Source organism: Geodermatophilus sp. SYSU D01106, assembly GCF_054049995.1.
In genome coordinates, this window is the sequence record NZ_JBJGYM010000008.1 from 137,570 (window position 1) to 160,190 (window position 22,621).

Here is a 22,621-nt window from a genome sequence, read left to right on the forward strand (position 1 = left end):
GCGCCGTCCGTCGGCGGTGCGGAGGTGGCGGCGTGCGTTTGCGTCCACGCGGGCTGGTCCTGCTCGTGGCGCTGGCCTCCGCCGTCGCGCAGGCGTTCGGCCGGTTCTCCTACGCGCTGCTGCTGCCCTCGATCGACCGGGACCTGCTCGGCTCCTACGCGCTGGCCGGCCTGGTCGCCACGGCCAACGTCGCCGCCTACCTGCTCGGCACCGTGGCGGTCAGCGCGCTGTCCCGCCGCGCCCGGCCGGCCGCGCTGATCAAGGCCGGCCTGGCCTGCAGCGCGCTGGGGCTCGGCCTGCTGTCGGCCGCCGGGGGCGCCGGCAGCCTGGCCGCCGGGCTCACCCTCACCGGCGTGGGCGGGGCGTTCATCTGGGTGCCGGCGCCGGGGCTCGCCGGCTCCGTCGTCCGCCCCTCCCGCCGGGGGGCCGCGATCGGCGTCGCGGGCTCCGGCATCGGCGGCGGGATCGTGCTGGCCAGCGCGCTGACCTGGACGCTGCACGCGCAGGCCGGGGACGCGTCCTGGCGCACCGTCTACTTGGTGGAGACGGCGGTCGCCGTCGCCGTCCTCGTGGCGTGCGTGCTGCTGCTCCGCCCGGCCCCGCGCCGCGACGACGACGCCCCCGTGCGCTCCGGCGCCCTGCGCCGCGTGCCCGGCTGGATCGGCCTGACCGGCGGCTACGCCGCGTACGGACTCGCCTACTCGATCTACACCAGCTACCTGGTCACCGCGCTCGAGGACGACGCCGGGTTCTCCGCCGGGCACGCGTCGGCGGTCTACACGCTCGTCGGGATCGGCCTGGTCGCCGGCGGCATCGTGTTCGGCCCGCTGTCGGACCGGCGGGGCCGCGGACCGACGCTGGCCGGCGGCTACGCCCTGATGGCCGCGGCGATCCTGCTCGTGCCGCTGGGCACCGAGCCGCTGGCCTCGGCGTCGGCGCTGCTGTTCGGGCTGACGATGTCCGGGCTGCCCGCGGTCATCGCCGCGCACCTGTCGGACACCCTCACCCCGCGGGAGTTCGCCGGCGCCTTCGGCCGGTGCACGCTCGCCTTCGGCCTGGCCCAGCTCGCCGGCCCGCCGCTGGGCGGCTGGCTCGCCGAGGCCGCGGGCGGGTTCCTGCTGCCGTTCGTGCTCGCCGCCGCGGTGGCGGCCGCCGGGGCGGCGCTGAGCGTCGACGTCGTCCGCCGTCCCCGGGTCGCCGCCCGCCGCTGAGGGGCGGCACGGTGGACGGCGACCCCGGGGAGACCGTCAGTCGGTCATCAGCGCCAGCTGCTTGCCGATCTCGCGCGGGTTGGTGTCGCCGGCGACCTTCTGCAGGAACGGCGTCCGGTCGAAGACGAGGTCGCGCAGTGGCCGCAGCGGCGCCGGGCAGTGGTGGAACACCTTCCCGAGCAGGTAGGCCTGCTGCACCTGCCGCGCGGTGTGCGGTCTGCGCGGGTCCTCGTAGGCCTGGAGCGCCCGAGCCACGGCGGCGGCGTCGGTGAGGTCGGTGCCGGTGAGCGCCCGGCCGAGGAAGTAGCCGTCCTCGATCGACATCCCGGCGCCGTAGGCCGCGTACGGCGAGGTGGGGTGGGCGGCGTCGCCGGCCAGGGTGATCCGGCCCGTCGACCACTGCGGGAGCGCGGGCCGGTCGCGCAGCACCCAGCGCTGCACGTCGCCCGGCCCGGTGGCCGCGATCAGCCCGGGCAGGGGAGCGGGGAACCCGTCGGCGAGGGCGGCGGCCGCACCCTTGAGGTCGGACGGCGCCGGGGCGTCCGGGTCGGTGGACGTGAGCACCCACCACTGGTGCCCGTCCCGGCCGCGGTGGCGGATCGAGGTCCAGGAGCCCTGGACGGTGGGGCCGTGGGTGAGCACGCAGCGGTTGGGCTCGGTGCCGGGCACGTCGGCGAAGGTGAAGCCGCCGAAGATGTGCAGCCGGTGCTCGCGCTTGGGCGCGTCGCCCCACAGGCTGCGGCGGACGAGCGAGTCGATGCCGTCGGCGCCGACGAGGACGTCGTGCTCGGCGGTGCTGCCGTCGGCGGAGGTGAGGGTGACGGCGCGGTCGTCCTGTTCGATGCGCTCGACCTGCTGGCCGAAGCGGATGACGCCGTCGGGGATCGCGGCGAGCATCCGCTCGTAGAGCTCGGGGCGCAGCAGCCCGATGAAGCCGCCGCCGTACTCGCGCTTGACCTCCTCGTCGAGCTTGACCCGCACCCGCACCCGGCCGCGCAGGTTGCGGAACTCCGAGTCGGTGGGCGCGCCGAGGTCGTGGGTGTCGACGCCGAGCGAGCGCAGTGCCTTCAGCGGCGGCGGCCAGAGGTTGAGGATGTTGCCCGCCGGCCGGGCCTCCCGGTAGCGCTCGTAGACGACGACGTCGTGGCCGGCCTTCAGCGCGCCGAGGGCGGCGGCCATGCCGGCGGGGCCAGCACCGAGGACGGCGACACGGCCGCGCGGGGGAGTGGTCATGCGGGGTCCTCCGGGAGGATGAGGCGGTGAACCGTAGCGCCGACTACGGTTGGGCGACGACAGGATGTGGTGCCGGTCACCGGCGTGTCAAGGGAGCCGGCCGAGTGCTCGGGGAGGATGTGCGGGTGGACACCAGCGGGGACGGACACGCCTCGCTGGAGGTGCGGCCGCCGCTGCAGCGGCGCAGCCGGGAGGCGTGGGGACGCGTGCTCGACGCCGGCGTGGCCCTGCTGGAGGACGGCGGCCTCGACGCCTTCACGATCGCCGCGGTGTGCGAGCGCGCGGGCGTGGCACCGCGGGCGCTGTACGCGCGGGTCGACACCAAGGAGGCGCTGTTCCTCGCCGTCTACGAGCACGGCATCGGCCGCCTGCGCGCCGACCAGGAGGTGCTCGCCGACGACGCCCGTTGGGCCGGGCTCGCACCGGCCGACCTCGTCCGGGCCGCCGTGGCCGAGACGGTCGGCATCTCCCTGCGGCACCAGCGTTTCCTGGGCGCGGTCGTGCTGATCTCGGCCGCGCACGCGGAGGTGCGCCGCCGCGGCTCGCGCTACAGCCGGGAGCTGGGCGAGGGCTTCGCCCGCGTGGTCCTGCGCGTCCGCGACGCGATCCGTCACGACGACGCGGAGGCCGCCGTCCGCTCCTGCTTCGGCACGGTGTTCGCCGCGTCGGTCATCCGGGTCGCCTACGGCCCCGGCTTCGCCACGCCGGTGCCGGTGGACGACGAGGCCTTCGTCGCCGGCCTCGGCGAGACGTCGGTGCGCTACCTGCTCGGCGCCGTCGTGGACTGAGCGGCGGCGGGCACGCGATGCCCGCGGGCCCCACCCAGCCCGGCGTCCCGGCCGAGGTGGCGCAGCCCGCGGTCGGCTGCGGTGAGCACCAGCAGCGCCCCCGCGAGGCCCAGCACCCCCCACGCCAGCGCGTGCAGCCCGCCGGTGCCGGCCCGCTGCGGGAAGGCCAGCGCGATCGCGCCGGTCGCGACGATCGCGCCCAGGTAGGAGAACGTCCGCAGCAGTCCGGCCGACGACGCGGTGCGCGCCGGGTCGGACTGCACGTACACCGCCGTCTGGTTGGCCAGCCCGACGAGCCCGAGCGGCAGACCGGCGAGGACGGTCACCGCCACGAGCAGCCAGACGGGGCTGCCGGGCGCCAGCAGGAGCAGCAGCCCGGCCACCGACGCCTGGCCCAGCGCCCCGACGACGAGCTTGCCCGCCACGCCCCGCCGCCGGCCGGTGAGCGCCGAGACCCCGATCGCCGTCGCGAACATCGGCGCCAGCAGCAGCCCCGCCTGGCCGGCGGACAGGCCGCGGCCGTCCTGCAGCCACTGGGTGAACCGTAGAAGAAGACGTAGGCCGCGCACTGCGCCAGCAGCGCCCGCCCGTAGGTCGCCAGCAGCGACGGCGTGCGCGCCAGCAGCCGGAGGTCGACGAAGGGGTCGGCGGCCCGCAGCTCCCGCCAGACGAAGCCGGCCAGGGCGACCGCCGACGGCACGGCGAGCCACCACAGCCCCGCGGCCGGGGCCGTGAGCGCGAACAGCAGCGGGACCAGCACCGCGGTGAACAGGACGACGCCGGCGACGTCGAGCCGCCCCCGCGCGCCGGCCGCGGGGTGCTCCCGCGGCAGGAACAGCCACCCGAGGACCAGGCAGGCGACGGCGAGCGGGACGTTGACGGCGAAGGTCGCCCGCCAGCCGCCCACCGCGACCAGCAGCCCGCCCAGCGGCGGCCCGAGGACGGCGACCGTCTGCGCCGACACGGCCAGCACGGTCAGCACCCCCTGCGGCCGGTCGACGCCGGTGCGCCGGCCCTCGCTGCGGACCAGCGCCATCGCCGCCGGGTAGCCGGCGCACGTGCCGAGCCCGATGACCACCCGGGCGGCCACCAGCACCGGCAGCGACGGCGCCAGCGTGCCGAGCACCCCGCCGGCGGCCACCAGCACCGCCCCGGCGAGGTAGAGCGGGCGGGGGCCGTGCCGGTCGACCAGCCGGCCGACCACGGGCTGCCCGATCGCGGTGGCGAGGTACAGCGAGGACACCAGCCACGCCGTCTGCGCGGGCGGGGCGCCCAGCGCCGCGCCGATCGGCACCAGCGACACCGCGATGACCGACGAGTTGACCGGGTTGAGCACCGCCCCGAGCACCAGCGGCGCGACCAGCCGGCGGTCGAAGCGCGGGCCGGCGGGGGAGCGGCTCACGGCGCCCGGCGCCGGGCCAGGTCGCCGGCGGCGACCCGCAGCCAGCGGACGGGGTCGGCGAGCGCGGGCCCCGCGCCGCCCGCGACGTCGACCAGCGCGACGGCGTCGGCGAACGGCGTCGCCGGGGCCGCCACGCTCCCGGCGACCAGCAGCACCGGGACGCCGGCGGCGCGGGCCAGCGCCAGCACGTGCGCGGGCACCTTGCCGCCGGCGGTCTGGTCGTCGTAGCGGCCCTCGCCGGTGACGACGACGTCGGCCCCGGCCACCAGCCGCGGCAGGTCCAGCGCCGCGGCCACCGCGGCCGCGCCCGGCGACAGCGTGGCGCCCCAGAGTCGCAGGCCGAAGCCGGTCCCGCCGGCCGCCCCCGCCCCGGGCTCGCCGGGGTCGCCGCCGGTCAGCGCGGCCAGCCGCCCCAGTCCGGCCTCGAGCGCGGGCACGTCGTCCGGGCCGGCGCCCTTCTGCGGGCCGAAGACGGCGGCCGCCCCCCGGGACCCGAGCAGCGGCGCGTCGACGTCGGAGAGCACGGTCGCGCCGCCCGGGGGCGGCGGCCGCAGCGCGGCGAGGTCGACCCGGTCGAGCGCGGTCAGCCCCGCGGCGCCGAGGGGGACCGGCCGCCCCGCGGCGTCGAGGAACCGGGCGCCGAGCGCGGTGAGCAGCCCGGTGCCGCCGTCGGTGCTCGCGCTGCCGCCGATGCCGAGCAGCAGCCGGTCCACCCCGGCGTCCAGCGCGGCCGCGACCGCCTGCCCGAGGCCGAGGGTGTGCGCGGCGAACGGCGCCGGGCGGCCCATCAGCGGCAGCCCGGAGCAGGCCGCGAGCTCCACCACGCCGGTGCCGTCGGGCAGCAGCACCCACCCGGCCCGCACCCGGCGGCCGTCGGGGCCGTCGACCTCCACCGGCACCCGCCGGGCCCCGGGCACCGCCGCGGCGAAGGCGTCGAGCGTGCCCTCGCCGCCGTCGGCCATGGGCGCGAGGGCCACCCGGTCGGCGGGCCGCGCCGCCAGCCACCCGTCGCGGACCGCGGCGGCCACCTCGGCGGCGGTCGCCGTCCCCTTGAACGAGTCCGGCGCGACCAGCACGCGCAGCGGCCCCGCCGTGCTCATGCCGGGCTCACGCGCCCGGGGCGCCGAGCTCGCGGACCCGGTCGGCGATCGCGCCGCCGAGCTCCGCCGTCGTCCCGCGGCCGTGCAGGTCGGGGGTGAGCGGGGCGCCGCCGGGCCCGGCGGCCAGCACGTCCTCGATCGCGGTGAGCACCGCAGCGGCGGCCGCGGGGGCGCCGAGGTGGTCGAGCATCATCGAGGCGCACCAGATCTGGCCGACCGGGTTCGCGACGCCGCGCCCGGCGATGTCGGGCGCCGAGCCGTGCACCGGCTCGAACAGGCTGGGGGAGGTGCGGTCGGGGTTCAGGTTCGCGCTGGGCGCGATGCCGATCGTGCCGGTGCAGGCGGGCCCGAGGTCGGACAGGATGTCGCCGAACAGGTTGCTGGCCACCACGACGTCGAACCGGTCGGGGTGCAGCACGAAGGCCGCGGCCAGGGCGTCGATGTGCTGCTTGTCCCAGCGGACGCCGGGGAACCGCGCCGCCATCGCCTCGACCCGCTCGTCCCAGTACGGCATGGAGATCGAGATGCCGTTGCTCTTGGTCGCCGAGGTCAGGTGCCGGGCGGGGCGCCCCTCGGCGACCTCGAAGGCGTACCGGAGCACCCGGTCGACGCCGACGCGGGTCATGACCGTCTCCTGCAGCACCGTCTCCCGCTCGGTGCCCTCGAAGATCCGCCCGCCGATGCTCGAGTACTCGCCCTCGGTGTTCTCCCGCACCACGAGGAAGTCGACCTCGCCGGGCTCGCGGCCGGCCAGCGGGCTGCGCACCCCCGGCATCAGCCGGCAGGGCCGCAGGTTGACGTACTGGTCGAAGGTGCGGCGGAACTGCAGCAGGCTGCCCCACAGCGAGACGTGGTCGGGGACGACGTCGGGCCAGCCGACGGCGCCGAAGAAGATCGCGTCGTAGGGGCGCAGGGTCTGCTCCCAGTCCGGCGGGAGCATCGTCCCGTGCCGCTGCCAGTGCGCGGCGCTGGCGAAGCCGTACTCGTCGAAGGCGAGGTCCAGCCCGTGCGTGCCGGCCACGGCGTCGAGCACCGCGAGGCCCTGCGGCACCACCTCGGTGCCGATCCCGTCGCCCGGCACGACGGCGATGCGGGAGGCGCTCACGGCCGCTCCTCCCGCCGGCGCGCCCGCAGCGCGTCGAGCCCGCCCTGGGCGTCGGCGGTGTCGATCCGCTCGGCCGCCGCGGCGTCCCCGGCCCGCAGCGCGCGGACCAGCGCGCGGTGGCTGCCGTAGCGGTCGAGGCCGAAGCTGCCATCGGCGGCGATCAGCTCCAGCAGCCGCGCCCGGCGCTCGGGGCGGGAGAACACCCGCGACTGCTCGAGCAGCCGGACCAGCACCGGGTTGTTCGCGCACGCCTCGAGGGTGTCGTTGAACTCCTGCATGAGGTCCAGCAGCGCCGTCACGTGCCGCTCGACGTCCTCGCCCTGGCGGTAGCGGGTGGTCAGCACGATGAGCGCGTCGTCGGCCCGGTCGAGGACCGCGTCGAGCCGGTCGAGCTGCTCGGGCGTCGCGTGCCGGGCCGCGAAGCGGGCCACCAGGCCCCGCAGGGCGACCTCGACCTCCGCGAGGTCGTCGATCGCGCGGTCGTGCAGGTCGGTGACGACGACGGTGCGCGGCCCGAGGCGCTGGATCAGCCCGTCCTGCTCGAGCCGCCGGATGGCCTCGCGGACCGGGGTCGGGCTCACCGCGAGCTCCTCGGCCAGGCCGCGCTCGGTGACCTTCTGCCCGGGCCGCAGCTCCCCGGAGCCGATCCGTCCCCGGACGGCGCGGTACACGAGCTCGGCGCGCGTCGTCCCCGTCTCCTCGGCCGTCCCCGGCCCTCCCGGCAGCGTCATGGCGTCACCGTACCGCCCTCCATGGCATCCGTACATGACACCCCTTGACGCAGTTGCCATAGCAACTACGGTGACCCCAGCCACAGTCGAGGAGGACCGCATGGCAGATCGCATGGCAGCGCGCACCGCCGACGCCCCGGCCGCCGACCCCCGGGTCGCCCAGCGCGCCGGCACCCGCCGGATCACCTTCTACGTCGCCCTCGCGGTCTTCGCGCAGGAGTCGACCTGGAACTTCTACGACAACCGGGTGCCGGAGCTGCTGCGCGAGCTCGTGCCCAGCGTGGCGGTCATCGGCCTGCTCATGGGCATGGACAACCTGCTCGGCATCGTCATCCAGCCCTGGATCGGCAACCGGTCGGACAACACCCGCACCCGGTGGGGCCGGCGCATCCCGTACCTGGCGGTGATGATGCCGCTGGCCGCGGTGCTGTTCCTGCTCATCCCGCACGCGCCCTCGCTGGGCTGGCTGATCGTGGTGATCTTCGCCTACGCGCTGGTCATGAACTCCTTCAAGCCGATCAGCGAGTCGCTGATGCCGGACTTCATCGCCCCCGAGCGGCGCAGCCGGGCCAACGCCGCGGTGAAGATCGCCTCCGCGCTGACGACGATCGTCGCCGCGCTGGTCAGCCTGCTGCTCGTCGACGACCACCCGAGGCTCGCGTTCGCCGTCCCCTCGGCGCTCATGCTCGTGGCGGCCGGCGTGCTGGTGTGGCGGGTCCGCGACAGCCGCTCCCCGGCCTACCAGGCCGCGCTCGCCGAGGACCGGCGCGCGGCCGGCGGCGGTCCGGGACAGGAGCAGCGGGAACGGGACGCGCAGGGCCGGGCCGCCCAGGCGGCGGAGGAGGACGCCGCGACGCTCAGCTCCGGCGGCGCCGGGGTCGGCCTGCCGCTGCGGGCCGTCGTCGGGGAGCTGGTGCGCTCCCCGGACCGCAGCCGGGTCCTGCTGCTGGTCGCCGTCCTCGCCTTCGGCGGCGCCTGGGCCGGGGTGCGCTCGCTGATGACGCCCTACGGCGTCACCGCGCTGGGCCTGTCCGACGGCGCCGCCGGCGGGCTGACGCTGCCCAGCGGCATCGCGTTCATCCTCGCCGCCTACCCCGCGGCGCTGTTCGCCGAGCGGGTCGGCCGGCTGCGGATCATGGCCGCCGGCGTCACCGTCTTCGCCGCGGCGATGGTGCTCGGCCTGCTCGTCCGCACGCCGCCGGTGACCGTCGTCGCGCTGTGCCTGGGCGCGGCCGGCGCCGCCGGGTTCATCGTCAACGCCGTCGTCGTGCTGTGGAACCTGGCGCCCACCTCGCGGGTGCTCGGCGCCTACACCGGCATCTACACCGTCGCCTGGGTCTCCGGCGGCTTCCTCGGCCCCGCGCTGCTCGGGCTGCTCATCGACCTCACCACCTGGGACCTGCTGCTGCTGCACACCGCCGTGCTCGCCGCGCTGGCCCTGGCGGTGCTGCTGCGGCTCGCGCGCCGGCACCGGCGGCGCGCGGCGGCGGGTGAGGAGGTCGTCGCCCTGTGACGACGACGGGCACGGTGCTGGTCACCACCGACCACCTGGTCCCCGGCGACGAGGTCGACGTGCTGCTGCGCGAGGCCGGCTGGAGCACGCGGCACCGGCCGCTGCGGGGCGCGCGGACGGAGGACGACCTCGTCGCCGCGCTGGACGGCGCGGCCGGCGCGCTCATCGCCAACGAGCCGGTGACCGCCGCGGTCCTCGCCCGGGCGCCGCGGCTGCGGGCCGTCGTGCGCACCGGGGTCGGGTACGACTCCGTGGACGTCGACGCCGCGACCGCCGCCGGCGTCTCGGTCAGCAACCTGCCGGGCGTCAACGCCGGCGCGGTGGCCGAGTACACCCTCGCGCTGCTGCTGGCGCAGACCCGCCGGCTGGTGCCGGTGGCCACCGCGGTCGCGGCGGGCGGCTGGCCCCGGGAGGGCGGCACCGAGCTGCGGGGGAAGACCCTCGGCCTCGTCGGCCTGGGCGCCGCCGCGCGGGCCGTCGTCCCCCTGGCGCAGGCGTTCGGGATGCGCGTCGTCTGCACGACCGGGGTCCCGCCCGCGGAGCGCGACGTCCCCGGCGTCCGGTTCGTGGAGCTCGACGAGCTGCTCGCCACCTCCGACCTCGTCTCCGTGCACACCGCGCTCACGCCCCGCACCCGGGGCCTGCTCGACGCCGCCGCGCTCGCCCGGATGAAGCCGACGGCCCACCTGGTCAACACCGCGCGCGGAGCGGTCGTCGACGAGGCCGCGCTCGCCGACGCCGTCCGCGCCGGCCGGCTCGCCGGGGCGGCCCTCGACGTGACCGCCACCGAGCCGCTGCCCGCCGACAGCCCGCTGCGCGGCGTCGACGGCATCACCGTCACCTCGCACCTCGCCGGCCAGACCGCCGAGGCGCGCCGCGCCGCCGGCCTGGAGGGCGCTCGCGAGCTGCTGGCCGCCCTCCGCGGCGAGCCACGGCACTCCCTCAACGCCCACCTGATCGAGAGGTCCCCGTCCCGATGACCAGCACCACCCCTCCGGACGCCGTCCGGGTCCTCGTCCCCTCCGGGATGCTCGGCAGCGGCTTCGACCCCGCGGCGATCGAGCGCGGCCTGGCGATGGGCGCCGACGCCATCACCGTCGACGGCGGCTCCACCGACTCCGGACCCCACTACCTGGGGTCGGGCACGCCGAAGACGACGGCGGCCGCCGTGGCCCGCGACCTGCGGTACCTGCTGCGGGCCGCCGCCACCGCCCGCATCCCGCTGATCGTGGGGTCGTGCGGCACCAGCGGCACCGACTCCGGCGTCGACTGGGTGGCCGGCATCGCCGCGACCGTCCTGCGCGAGGAGGAACTGGACCTCATCGTCGCCCGCGTCTACAGCGAGCAGGACGCCGCCGACCTCAAGGAGCGGCTCAACGAGGGCCGCATCTCCCCGCTGCCCCCGCTCGGCGAGCTCGACGCCGACACGCTGGAGAGCTGCACCCACGTCGTCGGCGTCATGGGGCACGAGCCGATCGTCGCGGCGCTGGAGGCGGGCGCCGACGTCGTGCTGGCCGGCCGCGCCACCGACACCGCCCTCGCCGCCGCCGTCCCGCTGATGCGCGGCATGCCGGCCGGGCCGAGCTGGCACGCGGCCAAGATCGTCGAGTGCGGCGGGCAGTGCACCACCAACCCTCGCGAGCGCGAGGTCTTCGTGACGGTCGACGCCACCGGCTTCACCGTCGAGCCGCTCGGCGAGGCCACCGCCTGCACGCCGACGTCGGTGGCGGCGCACATGCTCTACGAGACGGTGGACCCGTTCACCATGCGCGAGCCCGACGGCTGGATCGACGTCACCGACGCCACCTACACCGCGCTCGACGACCGCCGGGTCCGCGTGGAGGGCTCCCGGTTCGTGCCCGCCGCGCAGAAGACCATCAAGCTCGAGGGCGCCCGCGTCGCCGGCTACACGACCATGTCGTTCACCGGCATCCGCGACCCGCTGGTCCTCGCCGAGATCGACGACTGGGCGGCGTTCCTGCGCGAGGTGCTCACCGACCGGGTGCAGCAGACGCTCGGCCTGGAGCCGCCGCAGTACGCCGTCGACCTCCGGCTCTACGGCCACGACGCCGTCCTCGGGCACCTGGAGCGGCCGACCGCGCCGCCCCGGGAGGTCGGGGTGATGCTGCTCGTGCAGGCCGCCGACCAGGCCACCGCGACCGCCGTCGCCAAGGTGGCGAACCCGCTGATGCTGCACCTGCCCACCCGCGGGATGCAGCACCTGCCGAGCTTCGCCTTCCCCACCTCCCCGGCCGAGACCGAGCGCGGCCCGTCGTACGAGTTCGTGCTCCACCACGTCGTCGACGTCGACGACCCCACCAGCATGTTCCGCACCGTGATCGACGGGAGCCCCGCGTGAGCGCCACCCTCGGCGACCTCGCCCTCGAGGTCCGCTCCAAGAACGCCGGCCCGTTCTGGGTGACGATGGAGGTGTTCCTGCGCGACGCCGAGGGCTACGCCCTCGTCGCCGACGAGGCCTTCCTCGACGAGCGGGTGGTCGCCCGGCTCTACGACGTCGACCCGGCCACCGTGCGGGTGTTCCGCATCCCGGCCCTCCGCGTCGTCAAGGTGTCCTTCCCCCGGCCGGTGCCGCAGGGCAGCCTGGCCGACCGGGACCTGCACGCCGGCCAGCACCACGTGCCGCTCGCCTCCCTCGTGCCGGGCGCCTGACCGCGGGGCCGCCCGCGCACGGGCGGCGCCGGCACCGATGAGCCGGGCGGCCCCGCGTGGTCACCCCTGCACCACGACGCAGGGGAGGGCGGGCGGCATGACCGAGTACGCGACCACGTCAGCCGGCGACCGGATCGGCTTCGACCGGCGGGGCAGCGGCCCGGCCGTCGTGTTCATCGCGGGCGCCGGGCCGTTCCGGGCCGTCGACCCGCAGACCACCGCGACCGCCGAGCTGCTGGCCGGGCGGGGGCGCACCACCGTGGTGCACGACCGGGTCGGCCGCGGCGACTCCTGGCGCGCGGGCCGGGTCGACCTCGACGACGAGCTCGCCGCGGTCGCCGCGCTGGTCGACGCCGCCGGCGGCCGGGCGGTGCTGTGCGGCCACTCCTCCGGCTGCGCCATCGCGCTGCGGGCGGCCGCCGAGGGCCTGCCGGTCGACGGGCTGGTGCTCTTCGAGGCCCCGCTCGACCCGCGCACCCCCGGGGTGGCGCAGTGGACGGCGGAGCTGTACCGCCTCCTCGACGCCGGCGACCGCCCCGGCGCGGTGGACCACTACATGCGCGACATCCCGCTCGACGTGCTCGCCGGCCTGCGGGAGTCCCCGCTGTGGGAGCCGTTCGTCCGGCACGCCGAGAGCCTGCGGGCCGACGCGCAGGCGCTGGAGTGGGCGATGTCCGCGCCGCACGCCGAGCTGTTCGGCGGGCTGGACCTGCCGGTGCTGCTCGTCGTCGGCCGGGACGCCCTCGACGAGATGCCGGCCGCGGCCGCCTCGCTGGCCGCCGCGCTGCCGCGGGCCGAGTGCGCCGAGGTCGACGGCGCCCAGCACACCTGGGAGCCCGGGCGATGGCCGACCTGCTCGAGGCGTTCACGGCACCCCGCTGAGGCGCCCCGGGCACCGCCGTGCGACCCCGGTCACCTGCACTGACAGACTCGGCCGGACCGTCCCCGAGCGTCCAGGAGGACCCGTGCGCGCCGCCCAGATCGCCACCCTCGACGGCCCCTCGGCCATCGCCGTCGTCGACGTCCCCGAGCCCGACGGCGCGGGGAAGGTCGTCGTCGACGTGCACGTGGCCGGGGTGACCTTCCCCGAGGTGCTGCTCAGCCGCGGCGAGTACCAGCTCAAGCCGCAGCCGCCGTTCGTGCCCGGCAGCGAGGTGGCCGGCGTGGTGCGCAGCGCCCCCGAGGGCAGCGGGTTCACCGCCGGCCAGCGCGTGGCCGCCTTCCCCGGCTTCGGCGGCTTCGCCGAGGTCGCCGCGGCCGACCCGGGCTTCGTCTTCCCGCTGCCCGACGCCGTCTCCTTCGAGCAGGGCGCCGCGCTGCCGATGAACTACCTGACGATGCACTTCGCGCTGCGCCGCCGCGCCCAGCTGCGCGAGGGCGAGACGGTGCTCGTGCACGGCGCGGCCGGGGGCCTCGGCACCGCGGGCATCCAGCTCGCCAAGGCCCACGGCGCCCGGGTGATCGGCGTGGTCTCCAGCGAGGACAAGGCCGAGGCGGCCCGCGCCGCGGGTGCCGACGACGTCGTCCTCGCCGAGGGCTTCCGCGAGCGGGTCAAGGAGCTGACCGGGGGCCGCGGCGTCGACGTCGTCGCCGACCCGGTGGGCGGCGACCGGTTCACCGACTCGCTGCGCAGCCTCGCCCGCGAGGGCCGGCTGCTGGTGCTCGGCTTCACCGGCGGCGAGATCCCGACCGTGAAGGTCAACCGGCTGCTGCTCAACAACGTGTCGGTGGTCGGCGTCGGCTGGGGCGCCTTCTGGTCCGGCGAGCCGTCCTTCGTGCAGGAGCAGTGGGCCGACCTGCTGCCGCTGCTGGAGCGGGGCGCCCTGCAGCCGGTCCTCGGCACCGTGCACGACCTGGCCGACGCCGCGGCCGCCGTCACCGAGCTCGACGAGCGCCGCGCCACCGGCAAGGTGCTGCTGCGGGTGCGCTGACCCGCGCGGTCGGGCAGCCTCGGGGCATGACCGGCACCCCGAGCGACAGCGGCAGCGGCGCCGACGGCGGGACCGCGGCCGGCACCGTCGTCCGGGTGGACGACGGTGCCGGCGCGGTCCTCGAGGTGCCCGGCGCGCCCGGCGACTGCTGGGCCGACGCGGCCGTCGTCGAGGGTGAGCCGCTGCGGGCCGGGCAGGTGGTCACCGTCGAGTGGGCCACCCCCGGCGCGCACGGCCTGCCGGTGCGCGCCGTGCGGGTGCACCGCCGCACCGACCTGGAGGGCACCCCCGGCGCCTGAGGGAGCGGTCAGTCCCGCGAGCGGCGGCGGAACGCGGCGACGGCGAGCGGCGCGAACACCGCCGTCAGCAGCAGCGACCAGCCCACCGACACCAGCACCGGGTGCTGCAGCGGCCACGCGGCGTCGGCCGGTGCCGGCAGCCCGTTGCCCCACAGCTCCCGGCAGGCCTGGGTGAGCGCCGAGACCGGGTTCCACTCGGCGATGGTCCGCAGCCAGGCGGGCATGCTCTCCGGCGGCGCGAACGTGTTGGCCACGAACGTCAGCGGGAACATGACGGTGAACATGAACCCCTGCACGGCCTCGACGGTCCGCATGAGCGAGCCGACCCAGATGCCCAACCAGATCATCGCGAAGCCGAACAGCAGCAGCAGCGCGAACGCCAGGACGCCGTCGACGACGCCGTTGCGGACCCGCCAGCCGATGAGCAGCCCGGTGACGGCCATGACCGCGACGCCGATGCTCGAGTGGATGAGGCTGGAGATGCTGCGCCCGACCAGCACCGACGAGCGGGGCACCGGCAGCGAGCGGAACCGGTCGACGATGCCCTTCTGCAGGTCGCTGGTCAGCCCCATCGCCACGACGGCCGAGGCGAAGACCATCGTCTGCACCATGATCCCGGGGAGCAGGAACTCCTTGTAGCTGGCGCCGGCCACCGCGATCGCGCCGCCGAAGACGTAGGCGAACAGCAGCACGAACATCACCGACTGCACCGTGACGTCGAGCAGCATCTCCGGCATCCGGCGGATGTGCACCAGGTTGCGCCAGACGATCGCCGACGACGCCCGCAGCAGCGACGGCGGGCGGATCTCCGGCCGGACGGGCGCCCGGGGCGGGGTCTGGGTGACGGTCACGGGGCGGCTCCCTCGGTCGCGGGAGCGGTCTCGGGGTCGGTCCCGGTGCCGGGCTCGGCCCGGTGCCCGGTGAGGTGCAGGAAGACGTCGTCGAGGCTGGGCCGGGCCAGGCCCAGGTCGTCGAGCTCGATGCCGCTGTCGTCGAAGACCGCGGCGATCCGGGTCATGTCGCGCAGCCCGCCGGCCTGGGCGGTGAGCCGCCGGCTGCCCGGCTCGACGTGCACCTCGGGGGAGTGGTCGCGCATGAGCGCGGCCGCGGCGTCGAGGTCGGCGGCGTGCGTCAGGGTGACGACGACGCTCGCCCGCCCGGCCCGGTCCTTGAGCTGCGTGGGCGTGCCGGCGGCGATCACCCGCCCCCGGTCGACGACGACGATCTCGTCGGCGAGGTGGTCGGCCTCCTCCAGGTACTGGGTGGTGAGCACCAGCGTGGTGCCCTCGGCGACGAGGTCGCGCAGCACGTCCCACAGGCCGGAGCGGCTCTGCGGGTCCAGCCCGGTCGTCGGCTCGTCGAGGAAGAGGATCGGCGGGACGGCGAGCAGGCTGACCGCGAGGTCGAGCCGGCGGCGCATGCCGCCCGAGTAGCCCTTGACCGGGCGGTCGGCGGCGTCGGCGAGGTCGAAGCGCTCGAGCAGCTCGTCGCCGGCCCGCCGGACGTGGGCGCGGGACAGGCCGTACAGGCTGCCGATCAGGCGCAGGTTCTCCCGGCCGGTGAGGATCTCGTCCACGGTGGCGGCCTGGCCGGTGAGGCCGATGCTGCGGCGCACCAGGTCGGGCTGCTCGCGGACGTCGAAGCCGGCCACCCGGCCGGTGCCGGCGGTCGGCACGCTGAGGGTGGTCAGCATCCGCACCAGCGTGGTCTTGCCGGCGCCGTTGGGCCCGAGCAGGCCCAGCACGGTGCCGGTGGGGACGACGAAGCTCACGCCGTCGACGGCGCGGTGCTCCCCGAAGTGCTTGGACAGGTCGACGGCCTCCACCGCCGGGGGCGCGGTCACGCCGCTTCCCGGGAGGTCGGGGCCACGGGGTCGGTGAGCGTGGTCACGTGGTCAGGATGGGACCTCCAGTGGACGTGAGGTCAACGCTTTTCCGGCTCGGGTCCCCGCCAGCGGTCCGCCGCCACCGGGAACACCCACCGGCGGCCCGGCCACTCGGAGACGCACCAGAACTCCTCGCCGGGTACGGACCAGGCCAGGTCCTCCGGCCCGGCCGGCAGCACCCGGCGGTGGCGGCGCCACCTCCCCGGCGCACCGACGTACAGGTCCCCGCCGACCTCCGGGCCCGCGCTGGCCGTGACGAACCACGTCGAGCCGTGGACGGCCACCCCCTGCATGCGTCTCGGCTGGTCCTCGTACACCGCACGCGGGGCCACCGTCCCGCGGGAGTCGGCGGCCGGCAGCCCGGTGACGGGGTCCAGGGGGAAGCGGACCAGCCGGGGGGCCGCCTGACCGTTGCGGCGGTACTCCCCGACGACGAGCTCGGGCCGGCCGTCGACCGTCCCGACGGAGAGGAACGAGTGGCGCAGGCCCCGGAGCGCCGAGCGCAGCGGCACCCGGTAGGCCACGTACTGGGGGAGGACGTGCTCGTGGCCGCGCGACGCACGGCGTCCCCGGCCGCCCCGCCGCCGGGGCGCGCGCATGACGTCGGCGAGACGGAAGACCCGGACGCCGGACACGGTGTCGGCGACGTAGAGCAGCCCGCGGTGGACCGCGATGCCCCCGGCGTGCACCCGGACGGCGCCCGCGGTCAGGATCCCGAGACGACGGCGGGGCCGGACCAGCAGGACGTGCCGGTACCGGGGGCGGTCGGGGTCCGTGCGGTCGACGACGGAGATCCGCGTCCCCGGCCCGCGGAGGGACCGGCGCCGCCGCCCGTACCAGCTGACCAGCAGCACGCCTCCCGAGGGCAGGCTCGCGATGCCCTGCGGCCACCACACCGGGTCGTCGCGGTCGGCCTCGTCCCAGGTGAAGCCGCCGCCCGCGGCGGCGGCCGGGACCGCGCACGCCTCGGCGGCCCGGCCGGGGTCGGCGAGGACGCCCTCGAGGGAGACCCGCTCCAGCCGCCCGGCGAGCCGGTCGACGAGATCGGCCCGCGGGCGGGTCGCCACCAGGGCGTGGCGCGGCGCAGCCCCCACGCGCCGATCCTCGGCCGGGAGGGGCGGAAGCGCGATCCGAGCGCGGCGGTCCCGTCCCGGCCAGCGTGTTCGCCGTCCGGACGCCATGCTGGTGCCCGGCCGACACCGGGACGACGGGTCCCCGTCACCTCGCCACGGGGCGGCCACGGGGAGGGGATGGGTGGATGAGGGGCACGCCGGCCGAGGTCTCGCACGAGGGGGCCGCCGGTCCCGTGTCCACCCCCGGCGGGGAGGAGGGACGTCCTCCGGACGGCCGCCGGCCCGCTGCCGACGGGCCCGTGCCGCCGTCGCACGGGCGCGGCCGGGCACTCGGACGGGAGGCGTCCGGCTTCGCGGTGGTGGGCGCGGTCGGCCTGCTCGTCGACATCGGGGGCTACAACCTGCTGGTGCACCTGGGCGGCAACGGCGTGCTGGACGACCAGCCGCTCGTCGCCAAGACGCTCTCCCTGGTCGCCGGGACCTCCGTCGCCTACGTCGGCAACCGCTTCTGGACCTACCGCGACCGGCCGCGGGGCCGGCTCGCGCGCGAGTACGTGCTGTACATGGCGCTCAGCTCGGTCGCCCTCGTGATCTCCCTGCTCTGCCTGTGGGCCTCGCGCTATGTCCTCGACCTGCGGAGCCCGGTGGCCGACAACGTCTCCGCGAACGTCGTCGGCCTGGTCCTGGGCAGCCTCTTCCGCTTCGTGACCTACCGGCGCTTCGTGTTCCCGGAAGAGCGCACGGCCTGATGCCCGTCGGCGCCGGACGCCGGGCGGCGTCCTCCGTCTCAGGAGCCGGAGGGGGAGACCTGCGGGCGGCGCCGGAGCGCGCGCCGGGGCCGGGCGGCCGCGGCCACCTCCGCGCCGTCCTGTTCCGCGCCGTCCTGTTCCGTGCCGTCCGCCCGGGCCCGCTCCGCCCGGCCACGGAAGCGGCCCGTCCCCCAGGCGGCGAGCAGGACCGACGCCGCGCCGATCGCCAGTCCGGCGACGTCGTCCACGATGTAGTGCCACCCGAAGTACACCGTCGCGACGACGGTCAGCGCGAAGAACACCCACAGCGCCGCGCGCACCGCCACGGACCGGAGCGTGAGCTGGGCGATGAGCGCCGCGGTGAACACGATCGACACGTGCAGCGACGCGAACGCGGCGATGCTGTTGAGGCGCTCGGTCCCCTCCGGATCGGCGAGGACCAGCAGGCGCGACCGCAGCAGGCTGTCCTGCAGCCGCGAGGTACCGGTCTCGGCGAGATCACGGAACAGCTGCCACTGCGCGTAGACCGGTCCCCGCGACGGCAGGACGTAGTAGCTGGCCGTGCCGAGCGCCCAGTTGAGGCACAGCGCGGTCACGTACCAGCTGGCGTCACGAGAGCGACCCCGCGCCACGAGGGCGAGCCCGAGCGAGGCGGGTACGAACACCAGGAAGGCCAGGTACACGGAGGACAGGACGTGCGCGGCGACGTCGGTGCCGAGCAGGTCGTGCAGCAGCTCCGCCGGCGCGGCCCCGCCGGTCAGCGCGCGGTCCGTCGCCTCGAGCTCGTCGTCGACCACACCGGGCCGCAGGAGCGGAAGGTAGTGCTTGAGGTTCCGGTAGGCCACGTACGTGACGTAGAAGGCCGCGAGTCCGACCAGCACCGGGCGGAGCCGGCGCCAGGGCCAGCGCTCCCGCGCGACGGCGACGACCTCCCGCGCCGGGGCCCGGGACGTCCGCGCGCGCAGCGCGGCCCGCGGCAGCACGTCCAGCCCCAGCAGCAGCGCCGCGATCAGCGGCAGGCGGACGTAGGTGGGGCCGAGGAACCCGTCGGGGTCGCGCACCGGCTGGCCGAGCACCACGGCGCAGACGACCGCCACGGCACCGGTGACGAGGGCGACGGCCACGGCCATCGCGTAGGCGGTGTGGTCGCGACTTCCACGAGCGGCGGGTGGGACCATGCGCGGCTATCTTCTCTGGATCGTCGGCAAGAACACGTCGTCGCCCCGATCGCCGTCCAGGCCACCCGGAACGGAGCGTCGTGGGGACGTTGACCCTACCGGCCCTGCAGGGTCCGGCCCTCCGGCCGGGGGACCGCGGGTCCGGGTCCCGTTCCGGGTGGGCCGTCCTCGGGCTGGCGGCGGTCGTGCACCTGGCGCTGTGCTGGGTCCTCCGGGGGTTCCTCACCGACGACGCCTGGATCTCGGTGCGCTACGCGGAGAACCTGGCGGCCGGCGAGGGCTTCGTCTGGAACCCGGGCGGCCCCCGCGTCGAGGGCTTCAGCAACCCCCTGCTGGTCGCCCTGGAGGCGCTCGCCTCGTGGGCCGGCTGGTCGGCTCCCGCCGCGGCCCGTGTCCTGGGGGTCGCCGGCGGTCTGGCGTGCCTGGTGCTGGTCCACCTCGGCGGCCGGGCGGTCGTCGGGGAGTCCACCGCCCGGGTGGCCACCGTCCTCACCGCCTGCGGCGCACCCTTCGCCCTCTGGGCGGTGGGCGGCCTGGAGACGCTCCTCGTGGCCGCCGCCGTCACGGCGGGCACCCTCGAGGTCGCCCGCCGGGACGGCGGCCGGGTCCTCCGCGCGGCCGCGGCGTTCGCGGTGCTGCCGTGGCTGCGCCCGGAGGGGCTCGCGGTGGCGGCGGCCGTGGTGGCGCTGGGGGAGCTCCCGGGGGTGTTCCGGACCGCGACCCGCCGGCGGGCGATCCGCCGCATCGCGGTGCTCGGCGGCGTCCCGCTCGGCTCGCAGCTCGTCCTGGAGGCGGCGCGGCTGGGGATCTACGGGCACCTGCTCCCCAACTCGGTGCTCTACAAGTCCGGCGCCGGGGACGCCCTCACGGTCCTGCAGAAGTTCCTCGACCAGGCGCTGCTGCCGCTCCTGCTGGCGACGGCGGGCGCGGTGCTGCTGACCGGCCGCGCGCGGCTGCTCGCGGTGCCGCCCGTGCTGTACGCCCTGGGGTCGATCGGGACCCTCGACAGCGCCAACGCCTACAGCCGGTTCTTCCAGCCGGTGTGGCCGCTGGTCGCGCTGCTCGCCGCGGTCGCGACGGTGCGCGCCGCGGAGCGCCTGGCCCGGCACCGCGGCGGGGGCCGCCCCGCCGCGGTCGCCGCCGTCACCGTGGGCCTGCTCCTGCTCCTCCTGCCCCCGGCCGGCCTCCGGAGCGTGCACGACTGGCAGCAGCGCTACACCGACTGCCGGGTCGGTGCCCGCGAGTCCGTCCTCGGCTGGCTGGCCACCACCCCGCCGGACACCTCGTTCGCCATCTCCGACGCGGGTCTGGTCCCGGCCCGTGCCGGAGGGCGGCACGTGGTGGACGACTTCTTCCTCAACGAGCCGCTGATCCAGGAGACCGGCCGGCTGCCCGTCGCCGAACGGGCGGACCTGGTGCACGGGCGCGCCCCCGACGTCCTCGTGCTCGCCAGCCGGGACGCCGGGCGGTTCGTGGGCTACTACCCGACGGAGCAGGCGATCTTCGACCACCCGGCCATGTCGGCCTACCGCCTGGCGTTCGTGGCGACCGGGCGCGGCGACTCCTGCGGCTACACCCTCATGGCGTTCCGGCGGTGACCGGCATGGCGTGGACGCTGCCCAACGGCCTCACCGGGCTGCGCCTGCTCGCCGTCCCCTTCCTGGGGGCGGTCCTCGTCCTCGAGGGGGACACCCCCGGCGGCCGGTGGGCGGCCCTCGCGCTGTTCGTGGCCGCGTCCGTCACCGACGTCGCGGACGGCTGGCTCGCGCGGCGCCGCGGCCAGTGCACCGACTTCGGCGCCCTCGTCGACCCCATCGCCGACAAGGCCCTGGTCGCCACGGTGCTGGTCTGCCTGTCCGCCCGGGACCTGCTCCCGTGGTGGGCGACCGTGGTGGTCCTCGCCCGCGAGGCCGCCGTCACGGTCGTGCGCCTGGCGGTCGTGCGCCACGGGGTCATCCCGGCCAGCCGCGGCGGCAAGCTCAAGACGGTGGCGCAGACGGTCGTGATCGTCCTCGCGCTGGCGGCGCCCGGCTGGACGGTGGTGCTGACGGTACTGGTCACCACGACGGTGCTGTGGACCGTCCTGACCGGCCTGGACTACGGCGTCAAGGCGCTGGCGCTCACCAGGTCCCCGGCGCCCGGCCTGGGGTCCTCGACCGTTCCCGGGGCGCCCGCCGGCCCGTGAGCAGGGTCCGGCCGCGGCAGGCAGGGCGGCTCGGCACCACCGGGCAGCTCAGCACCGCGGGGCCGGGGCGAGCTCGCGGGTGAGGTCCGCGCGCAGCCACACCGGGTGGCCGCAGACCTCGGCCACGACCCGGTAGCGCTCGCGCAGCAGGTCCCGCAGCCGGGACCCCTCGTCGATGCCCCACGCGTCCAGGCCGTTGACCTGGACGATCCACGCCGGCGCCTCCGGTCCTGCCAGGGTGGCCCGCAGCCGGGCCTGGTCGGGGTCGAGGGTGCGCATCGCCGCGCTCCACAGGTGCGGATAGGGCGACGGCAGGTCCGCGGCCTCCAGCACGGAGGGGAGGCCGTAGGCCACGAATCCGGTGTCGCCCGCCGCCTTCGAGTCGGCCAGCCACTCGCCGGTCCGCTGGCCGGCCCACGCCGACGGGGCCGTGGCGTGGACCAGGGTGGAGGCCAGGGTGCCCACGAGTGCGGCGGCCACGGCCAGCCGGCAGCAGCCGCGCATCCAGGCGCCGGAGCGGGCGATCGACGGCGCCAGCACGCCGGCGGCGAGGACGGCGGCCGGCGCGAGCTGCAGCAGGTAGGGGGGCCAGTAGGCGCCACCCGACGCGATGCCGACGACGCCGTACACCAGGAGCGGGGTGATCAGCCGCACGCCGGCCGGCTCCGTCCGCGGCGCGCGGCGGCCGGTGACGAGCCAGGTGACCAGGACCGGCAGGAGGCCGGTCACCGTGCCCAGCACCAGCAGCTGCCCCGCCCGGCGGACCGAGTCGCCGGGACTGGTCGACCAGAGGACGTCGAACGCGACGCCGCGGGAGCCGACGAGGTCGTACCAGGCGTCGGCCGGGTCGATCCGGGCGGCCACCAGCCACAGCCCGAGCAGCGCGGTGGGCAGCAGCGCGCCCAGGAGGCCGCCTCCTGCCAGATGGAGGGCGCGGCGGCGGTCCGCGTCGCCTCCCCACCACCCCAGGAGGACCAGGCCGGCGAGCAGCAGCAGACCCTCCACCAGGCTCTGCTTCACCAGCGGCGCGGCGGCGGCGACCGCGCCGGCGGCGACGGCCCAGCCGACCCGGCGCCCGGGAGAGGCGGTGTGCCACGCGGTCAGCGTGAGCGCGAGCGCCGCCATGACCAGGACGGCCCCGAACAGCTCGCCGTCCGCCTGCTCCGCGGCCAGCGCCGGCGAGCACGTGATCGCGGCGGCCACGACGGCGGCCCACCGGCCGCCGGCCGGCCCTGCCAGCAGCACGCCGGCCCGCCAGCCGGCGAGGACGAACACGAGGACGAAGGGGACGGCGAGGGCCCGGATGGCCTGGTCCCACCCGGTCAGCGACGCGATCCGGAAGAGGGCCATGAGCAGCGGCGGGCGGTCGACGAAGTAGTCGCCGTAGAGGAACTCGCCGCCGGTGTGCCACTGCCGCGCCACCAGCAGGTAGCCGCCCTCGTCGTTGCGCAGCGGCCGCAGCACGTAGCTCGCTCGCACGAGGGCCACGACCAGGCAGAGCGGGACGAGGAACCGCCCCGCCGGACTCCCGGGCGACGAGGCGGGCGCGAGGTCCGGGACCGCGGGCG

General features: G+C 76.6%; 23 protein-coding genes. 12 read left to right on the forward strand and 11 right to left on the reverse strand.

Annotated elements, in window-relative coordinates; all coding sequences use genetic code 11:
- The first annotated feature begins 32 nt into the window (after window positions 1-32).
- A complete protein-coding gene (locus ACI78R_RS11150; protein ID WP_457040764.1) occupies window positions 33-1,211 on the forward strand; it encodes an MFS transporter in 1,179 nt (392 codons plus the stop codon).
- Between the two features lie 36 nt (window positions 1,212-1,247).
- Here the strand turns inward: ACI78R_RS11150 and ACI78R_RS11155 are convergent, their stop codons facing one another.
- Window positions 1,248-2,444 carry an FAD-dependent oxidoreductase gene (locus ACI78R_RS11155; protein WP_457040765.1) on the reverse strand — a complete coding sequence of 399 codons (1,197 nt, stop codon included), beginning with the start codon at window positions 2,442-2,444 and terminating at the stop codon, window positions 1,248-1,250.
- A 125-nt stretch (window positions 2,445-2,569) separates the two neighbouring features.
- Here ACI78R_RS11155 and ACI78R_RS11160 point away from each other — a divergent pair, with 125 nt between their 5' ends.
- On the forward strand, window positions 2,570-3,232 hold the full coding sequence (locus tag ACI78R_RS11160; RefSeq protein ID WP_457040766.1) for a TetR/AcrR family transcriptional regulator: 663 nt from the start codon (window positions 2,570-2,572) through the stop codon (window positions 3,230-3,232).
- Here the strand turns inward: ACI78R_RS11160 and ACI78R_RS11165 are convergent.
- Genes ACI78R_RS11165 through ACI78R_RS11185 form a run of 5 tightly spaced genes read right to left on the reverse strand, consistent with a single transcriptional unit; the run spans window position 3,205 to window position 7,570 of the window.
- Window positions 3,205-3,657 (reverse strand): hypothetical protein, encoded by a 453-nt coding sequence (locus ACI78R_RS11165; RefSeq protein ID WP_457040767.1) that lies wholly within the window; start codon window positions 3,655-3,657, stop codon window positions 3,205-3,207. The two genes, ACI78R_RS11160 and ACI78R_RS11165, sit on opposite strands and share 28 nt — an antisense overlap.
- Window positions 3,555-4,634, reverse strand: coding sequence for an MFS transporter (locus ACI78R_RS11170; RefSeq protein WP_457040768.1), 1,080 nt, complete (start codon window positions 4,632-4,634; stop codon window positions 3,555-3,557). Before ACI78R_RS11170 ends, ACI78R_RS11165 begins: the two co-directional genes overlap by 103 nt.
- Window positions 4,631-5,734 (reverse strand): glycerate kinase, encoded by a 1,104-nt coding sequence (locus ACI78R_RS11175; protein WP_457040769.1) that lies wholly within the window; start codon window positions 5,732-5,734, stop codon window positions 4,631-4,633. The genes ACI78R_RS11170 and ACI78R_RS11175 overlap by 4 nt, the downstream gene beginning before the upstream one ends.
- A 7-nt stretch (window positions 5,735-5,741) precedes the next feature.
- Window positions 5,742-6,839: a tartrate dehydrogenase gene (locus ACI78R_RS11180; protein WP_457040770.1), complete on the reverse strand. Its 1,098-nt coding sequence runs from the start codon at window positions 6,837-6,839 to the stop codon at window positions 5,742-5,744.
- Window positions 6,836-7,570 (reverse strand): GntR family transcriptional regulator, encoded by a 735-nt coding sequence (locus tag ACI78R_RS11185; protein WP_457040771.1) that lies wholly within the window; start codon window positions 7,568-7,570, stop codon window positions 6,836-6,838. The genes ACI78R_RS11180 and ACI78R_RS11185 overlap by 4 nt, the downstream gene beginning before the upstream one ends.
- A gap of 100 nt (window positions 7,571-7,670) precedes the next feature.
- On the opposite strand from ACI78R_RS11185, the gene ACI78R_RS11190 reads away from it, so the two are divergent.
- The 7 genes from ACI78R_RS11190 (at window position 7,671) to ACI78R_RS11220 (ending at window position 13,983) form a co-directional block, all read left to right on the forward strand.
- A complete protein-coding gene (locus ACI78R_RS11190) occupies window positions 7,671-9,083 on the forward strand; it encodes an MFS transporter (protein ID WP_457040772.1) in 1,413 nt (470 codons plus the stop codon).
- On the forward strand, window positions 9,080-10,063 hold the full coding sequence (locus tag ACI78R_RS11195) for an NAD(P)-dependent oxidoreductase (protein ID WP_457040773.1): 984 nt from the start codon (window positions 9,080-9,082) through the stop codon (window positions 10,061-10,063). Before ACI78R_RS11190 ends, ACI78R_RS11195 begins: the two co-directional genes overlap by 4 nt.
- Entirely contained in the window at window positions 10,060-11,442 is a 1,383-nt protein-coding gene (locus ACI78R_RS11200) for an acyclic terpene utilization AtuA family protein (RefSeq protein WP_457040774.1), read from the forward strand. Before ACI78R_RS11195 ends, ACI78R_RS11200 begins: the two co-directional genes overlap by 4 nt.
- Complete coding sequence (locus tag ACI78R_RS11205) at window positions 11,439-11,753, forward strand: DUF4387 domain-containing protein (RefSeq protein WP_457040775.1); 315 nt, start codon at window positions 11,439-11,441, stop codon at window positions 11,751-11,753. The genes ACI78R_RS11200 and ACI78R_RS11205 overlap by 4 nt, the downstream gene beginning before the upstream one ends.
- Before the next feature lie 97 nt (window positions 11,754-11,850).
- The gene (locus ACI78R_RS11210; RefSeq protein ID WP_457040776.1) at window positions 11,851-12,678 is read left to right on the forward strand and encodes an alpha/beta fold hydrolase; all 828 of its coding nucleotides are present in this window, start codon (window positions 11,851-11,853) and stop codon (window positions 12,676-12,678) included.
- A 40-nt stretch (window positions 12,679-12,718) separates the two neighbouring features.
- The gene (locus tag ACI78R_RS11215) at window positions 12,719-13,684 is read left to right on the forward strand and encodes an NADPH:quinone oxidoreductase family protein (protein ID WP_457040777.1); all 966 of its coding nucleotides are present in this window, start codon (window positions 12,719-12,721) and stop codon (window positions 13,682-13,684) included.
- 26 nt (window positions 13,685-13,710) lie between these two features.
- The gene (locus tag ACI78R_RS11220; RefSeq protein WP_457040778.1) at window positions 13,711-13,983 is read left to right on the forward strand and encodes a hypothetical protein; all 273 of its coding nucleotides are present in this window, start codon (window positions 13,711-13,713) and stop codon (window positions 13,981-13,983) included.
- An 8-nt stretch (window positions 13,984-13,991) separates the two neighbouring features.
- Here the strand turns inward: ACI78R_RS11220 and ACI78R_RS11225 are convergent, their stop codons facing one another.
- The 3 genes from ACI78R_RS11225 to ACI78R_RS11235 form a co-directional block, all read right to left on the reverse strand.
- Window positions 13,992-14,834, reverse strand: coding sequence for an ABC transporter permease (locus ACI78R_RS11225; protein ID WP_073419761.1), 843 nt, complete (start codon window positions 14,832-14,834; stop codon window positions 13,992-13,994).
- Window positions 14,831-15,826 carry an ATP-binding cassette domain-containing protein gene (locus ACI78R_RS11230; RefSeq protein ID WP_457040779.1) on the reverse strand — a complete coding sequence of 332 codons (996 nt, stop codon included), beginning with the start codon at window positions 15,824-15,826 and terminating at the stop codon, window positions 14,831-14,833. Before ACI78R_RS11230 ends, ACI78R_RS11225 begins: the two co-directional genes overlap by 4 nt.
- 80 nt (window positions 15,827-15,906) lie before the next feature.
- On the reverse strand, window positions 15,907-16,962 hold the full coding sequence (locus tag ACI78R_RS11235) for a hypothetical protein (protein WP_457040780.1): 1,056 nt from the start codon (window positions 16,960-16,962) through the stop codon (window positions 15,907-15,909).
- A 164-nt stretch (window positions 16,963-17,126) separates the two neighbouring features.
- Here ACI78R_RS11235 and ACI78R_RS11240 point away from each other — a divergent pair, with 164 nt between their 5' ends.
- Window positions 17,127-17,690, forward strand: coding sequence for a GtrA family protein (locus ACI78R_RS11240; RefSeq protein WP_083628493.1), 564 nt, complete (start codon window positions 17,127-17,129; stop codon window positions 17,688-17,690).
- 38 nt (window positions 17,691-17,728) lie between these two features.
- Here the strand turns inward: ACI78R_RS11240 and ACI78R_RS11245 are convergent, their stop codons facing one another.
- Window positions 17,729-18,868, reverse strand: coding sequence for a phosphatase PAP2 family protein (locus tag ACI78R_RS11245; RefSeq protein ID WP_457040781.1), 1,140 nt, complete (start codon window positions 18,866-18,868; stop codon window positions 17,729-17,731).
- Between the two features lie 185 nt (window positions 18,869-19,053).
- On the opposite strand from ACI78R_RS11245, the gene ACI78R_RS11250 reads away from it, so the two are divergent.
- On the forward strand, window positions 19,054-20,466 hold the full coding sequence (locus tag ACI78R_RS11250) for a hypothetical protein (RefSeq protein ID WP_457040782.1): 1,413 nt from the start codon (window positions 19,054-19,056) through the stop codon (window positions 20,464-20,466).
- Window positions 20,467-20,471: 5 nt separating this feature from the next.
- Entirely contained in the window at window positions 20,472-21,053 is a 582-nt protein-coding gene (locus ACI78R_RS11255; protein ID WP_457040807.1) for a CDP-alcohol phosphatidyltransferase family protein, read from the forward strand.
- A 48-nt stretch (window positions 21,054-21,101) separates the two neighbouring features.
- Here the strand turns inward: ACI78R_RS11255 and ACI78R_RS11260 are convergent, their stop codons facing one another.
- Window positions 21,102-22,541 carry a hypothetical protein gene (locus ACI78R_RS11260; RefSeq protein ID WP_457040783.1) on the reverse strand — a complete coding sequence of 480 codons (1,440 nt, stop codon included), beginning with the start codon at window positions 22,539-22,541 and terminating at the stop codon, window positions 21,102-21,104.
- Between the last annotated feature and the right edge of the window lie 80 nt (window positions 22,542-22,621).

What these genes read in the sequence shown, in the direction of transcription:
- ACI78R_RS11155 (WP_457040765.1), bottom strand. Translation starts at nt 2,444, where the DNA reads ATGACCACTCCCCCGCGCGGCCGTGTCGCCGTCCTCGGTGCTGGCCCC.
- ACI78R_RS11175 (WP_457040769.1), bottom strand. Translation starts at nt 5,734, where the DNA reads ATGAGCACGGCGGGGCCGCTGCGCGTGCTGGTCGCGCCGGACTCGTTC.
- ACI78R_RS11185 (WP_457040771.1), bottom strand. Translation starts at nt 7,570, where the DNA reads ATGACGCTGCCGGGAGGGCCGGGGACGGCCGAGGAGACGGGGACGACG.
- ACI78R_RS11190 (WP_457040772.1), top strand. Translation starts at nt 7,671, where the DNA reads ATGGCAGATCGCATGGCAGCGCGCACCGCCGACGCCCCGGCCGCCGAC.
- ACI78R_RS11200 (WP_457040774.1), top strand. Translation starts at nt 10,060, where the DNA reads ATGACCAGCACCACCCCTCCGGACGCCGTCCGGGTCCTCGTCCCCTCC.
- ACI78R_RS11210 (WP_457040776.1), top strand. Translation starts at nt 11,851, where the DNA reads ATGACCGAGTACGCGACCACGTCAGCCGGCGACCGGATCGGCTTCGAC.
- ACI78R_RS11220 (WP_457040778.1), top strand. Translation starts at nt 13,711, where the DNA reads ATGACCGGCACCCCGAGCGACAGCGGCAGCGGCGCCGACGGCGGGACC.
- ACI78R_RS11240 (WP_083628493.1), top strand. Translation starts at nt 17,127, where the DNA reads ATGAGGGGCACGCCGGCCGAGGTCTCGCACGAGGGGGCCGCCGGTCCC.
- ACI78R_RS11245 (WP_457040781.1), bottom strand. Translation starts at nt 18,868, where the DNA reads ATGGTCCCACCCGCCGCTCGTGGAAGTCGCGACCACACCGCCTACGCG.
- ACI78R_RS11255 (WP_457040807.1), top strand. Translation starts at nt 20,472, where the DNA reads ATGGCGTGGACGCTGCCCAACGGCCTCACCGGGCTGCGCCTGCTCGCC.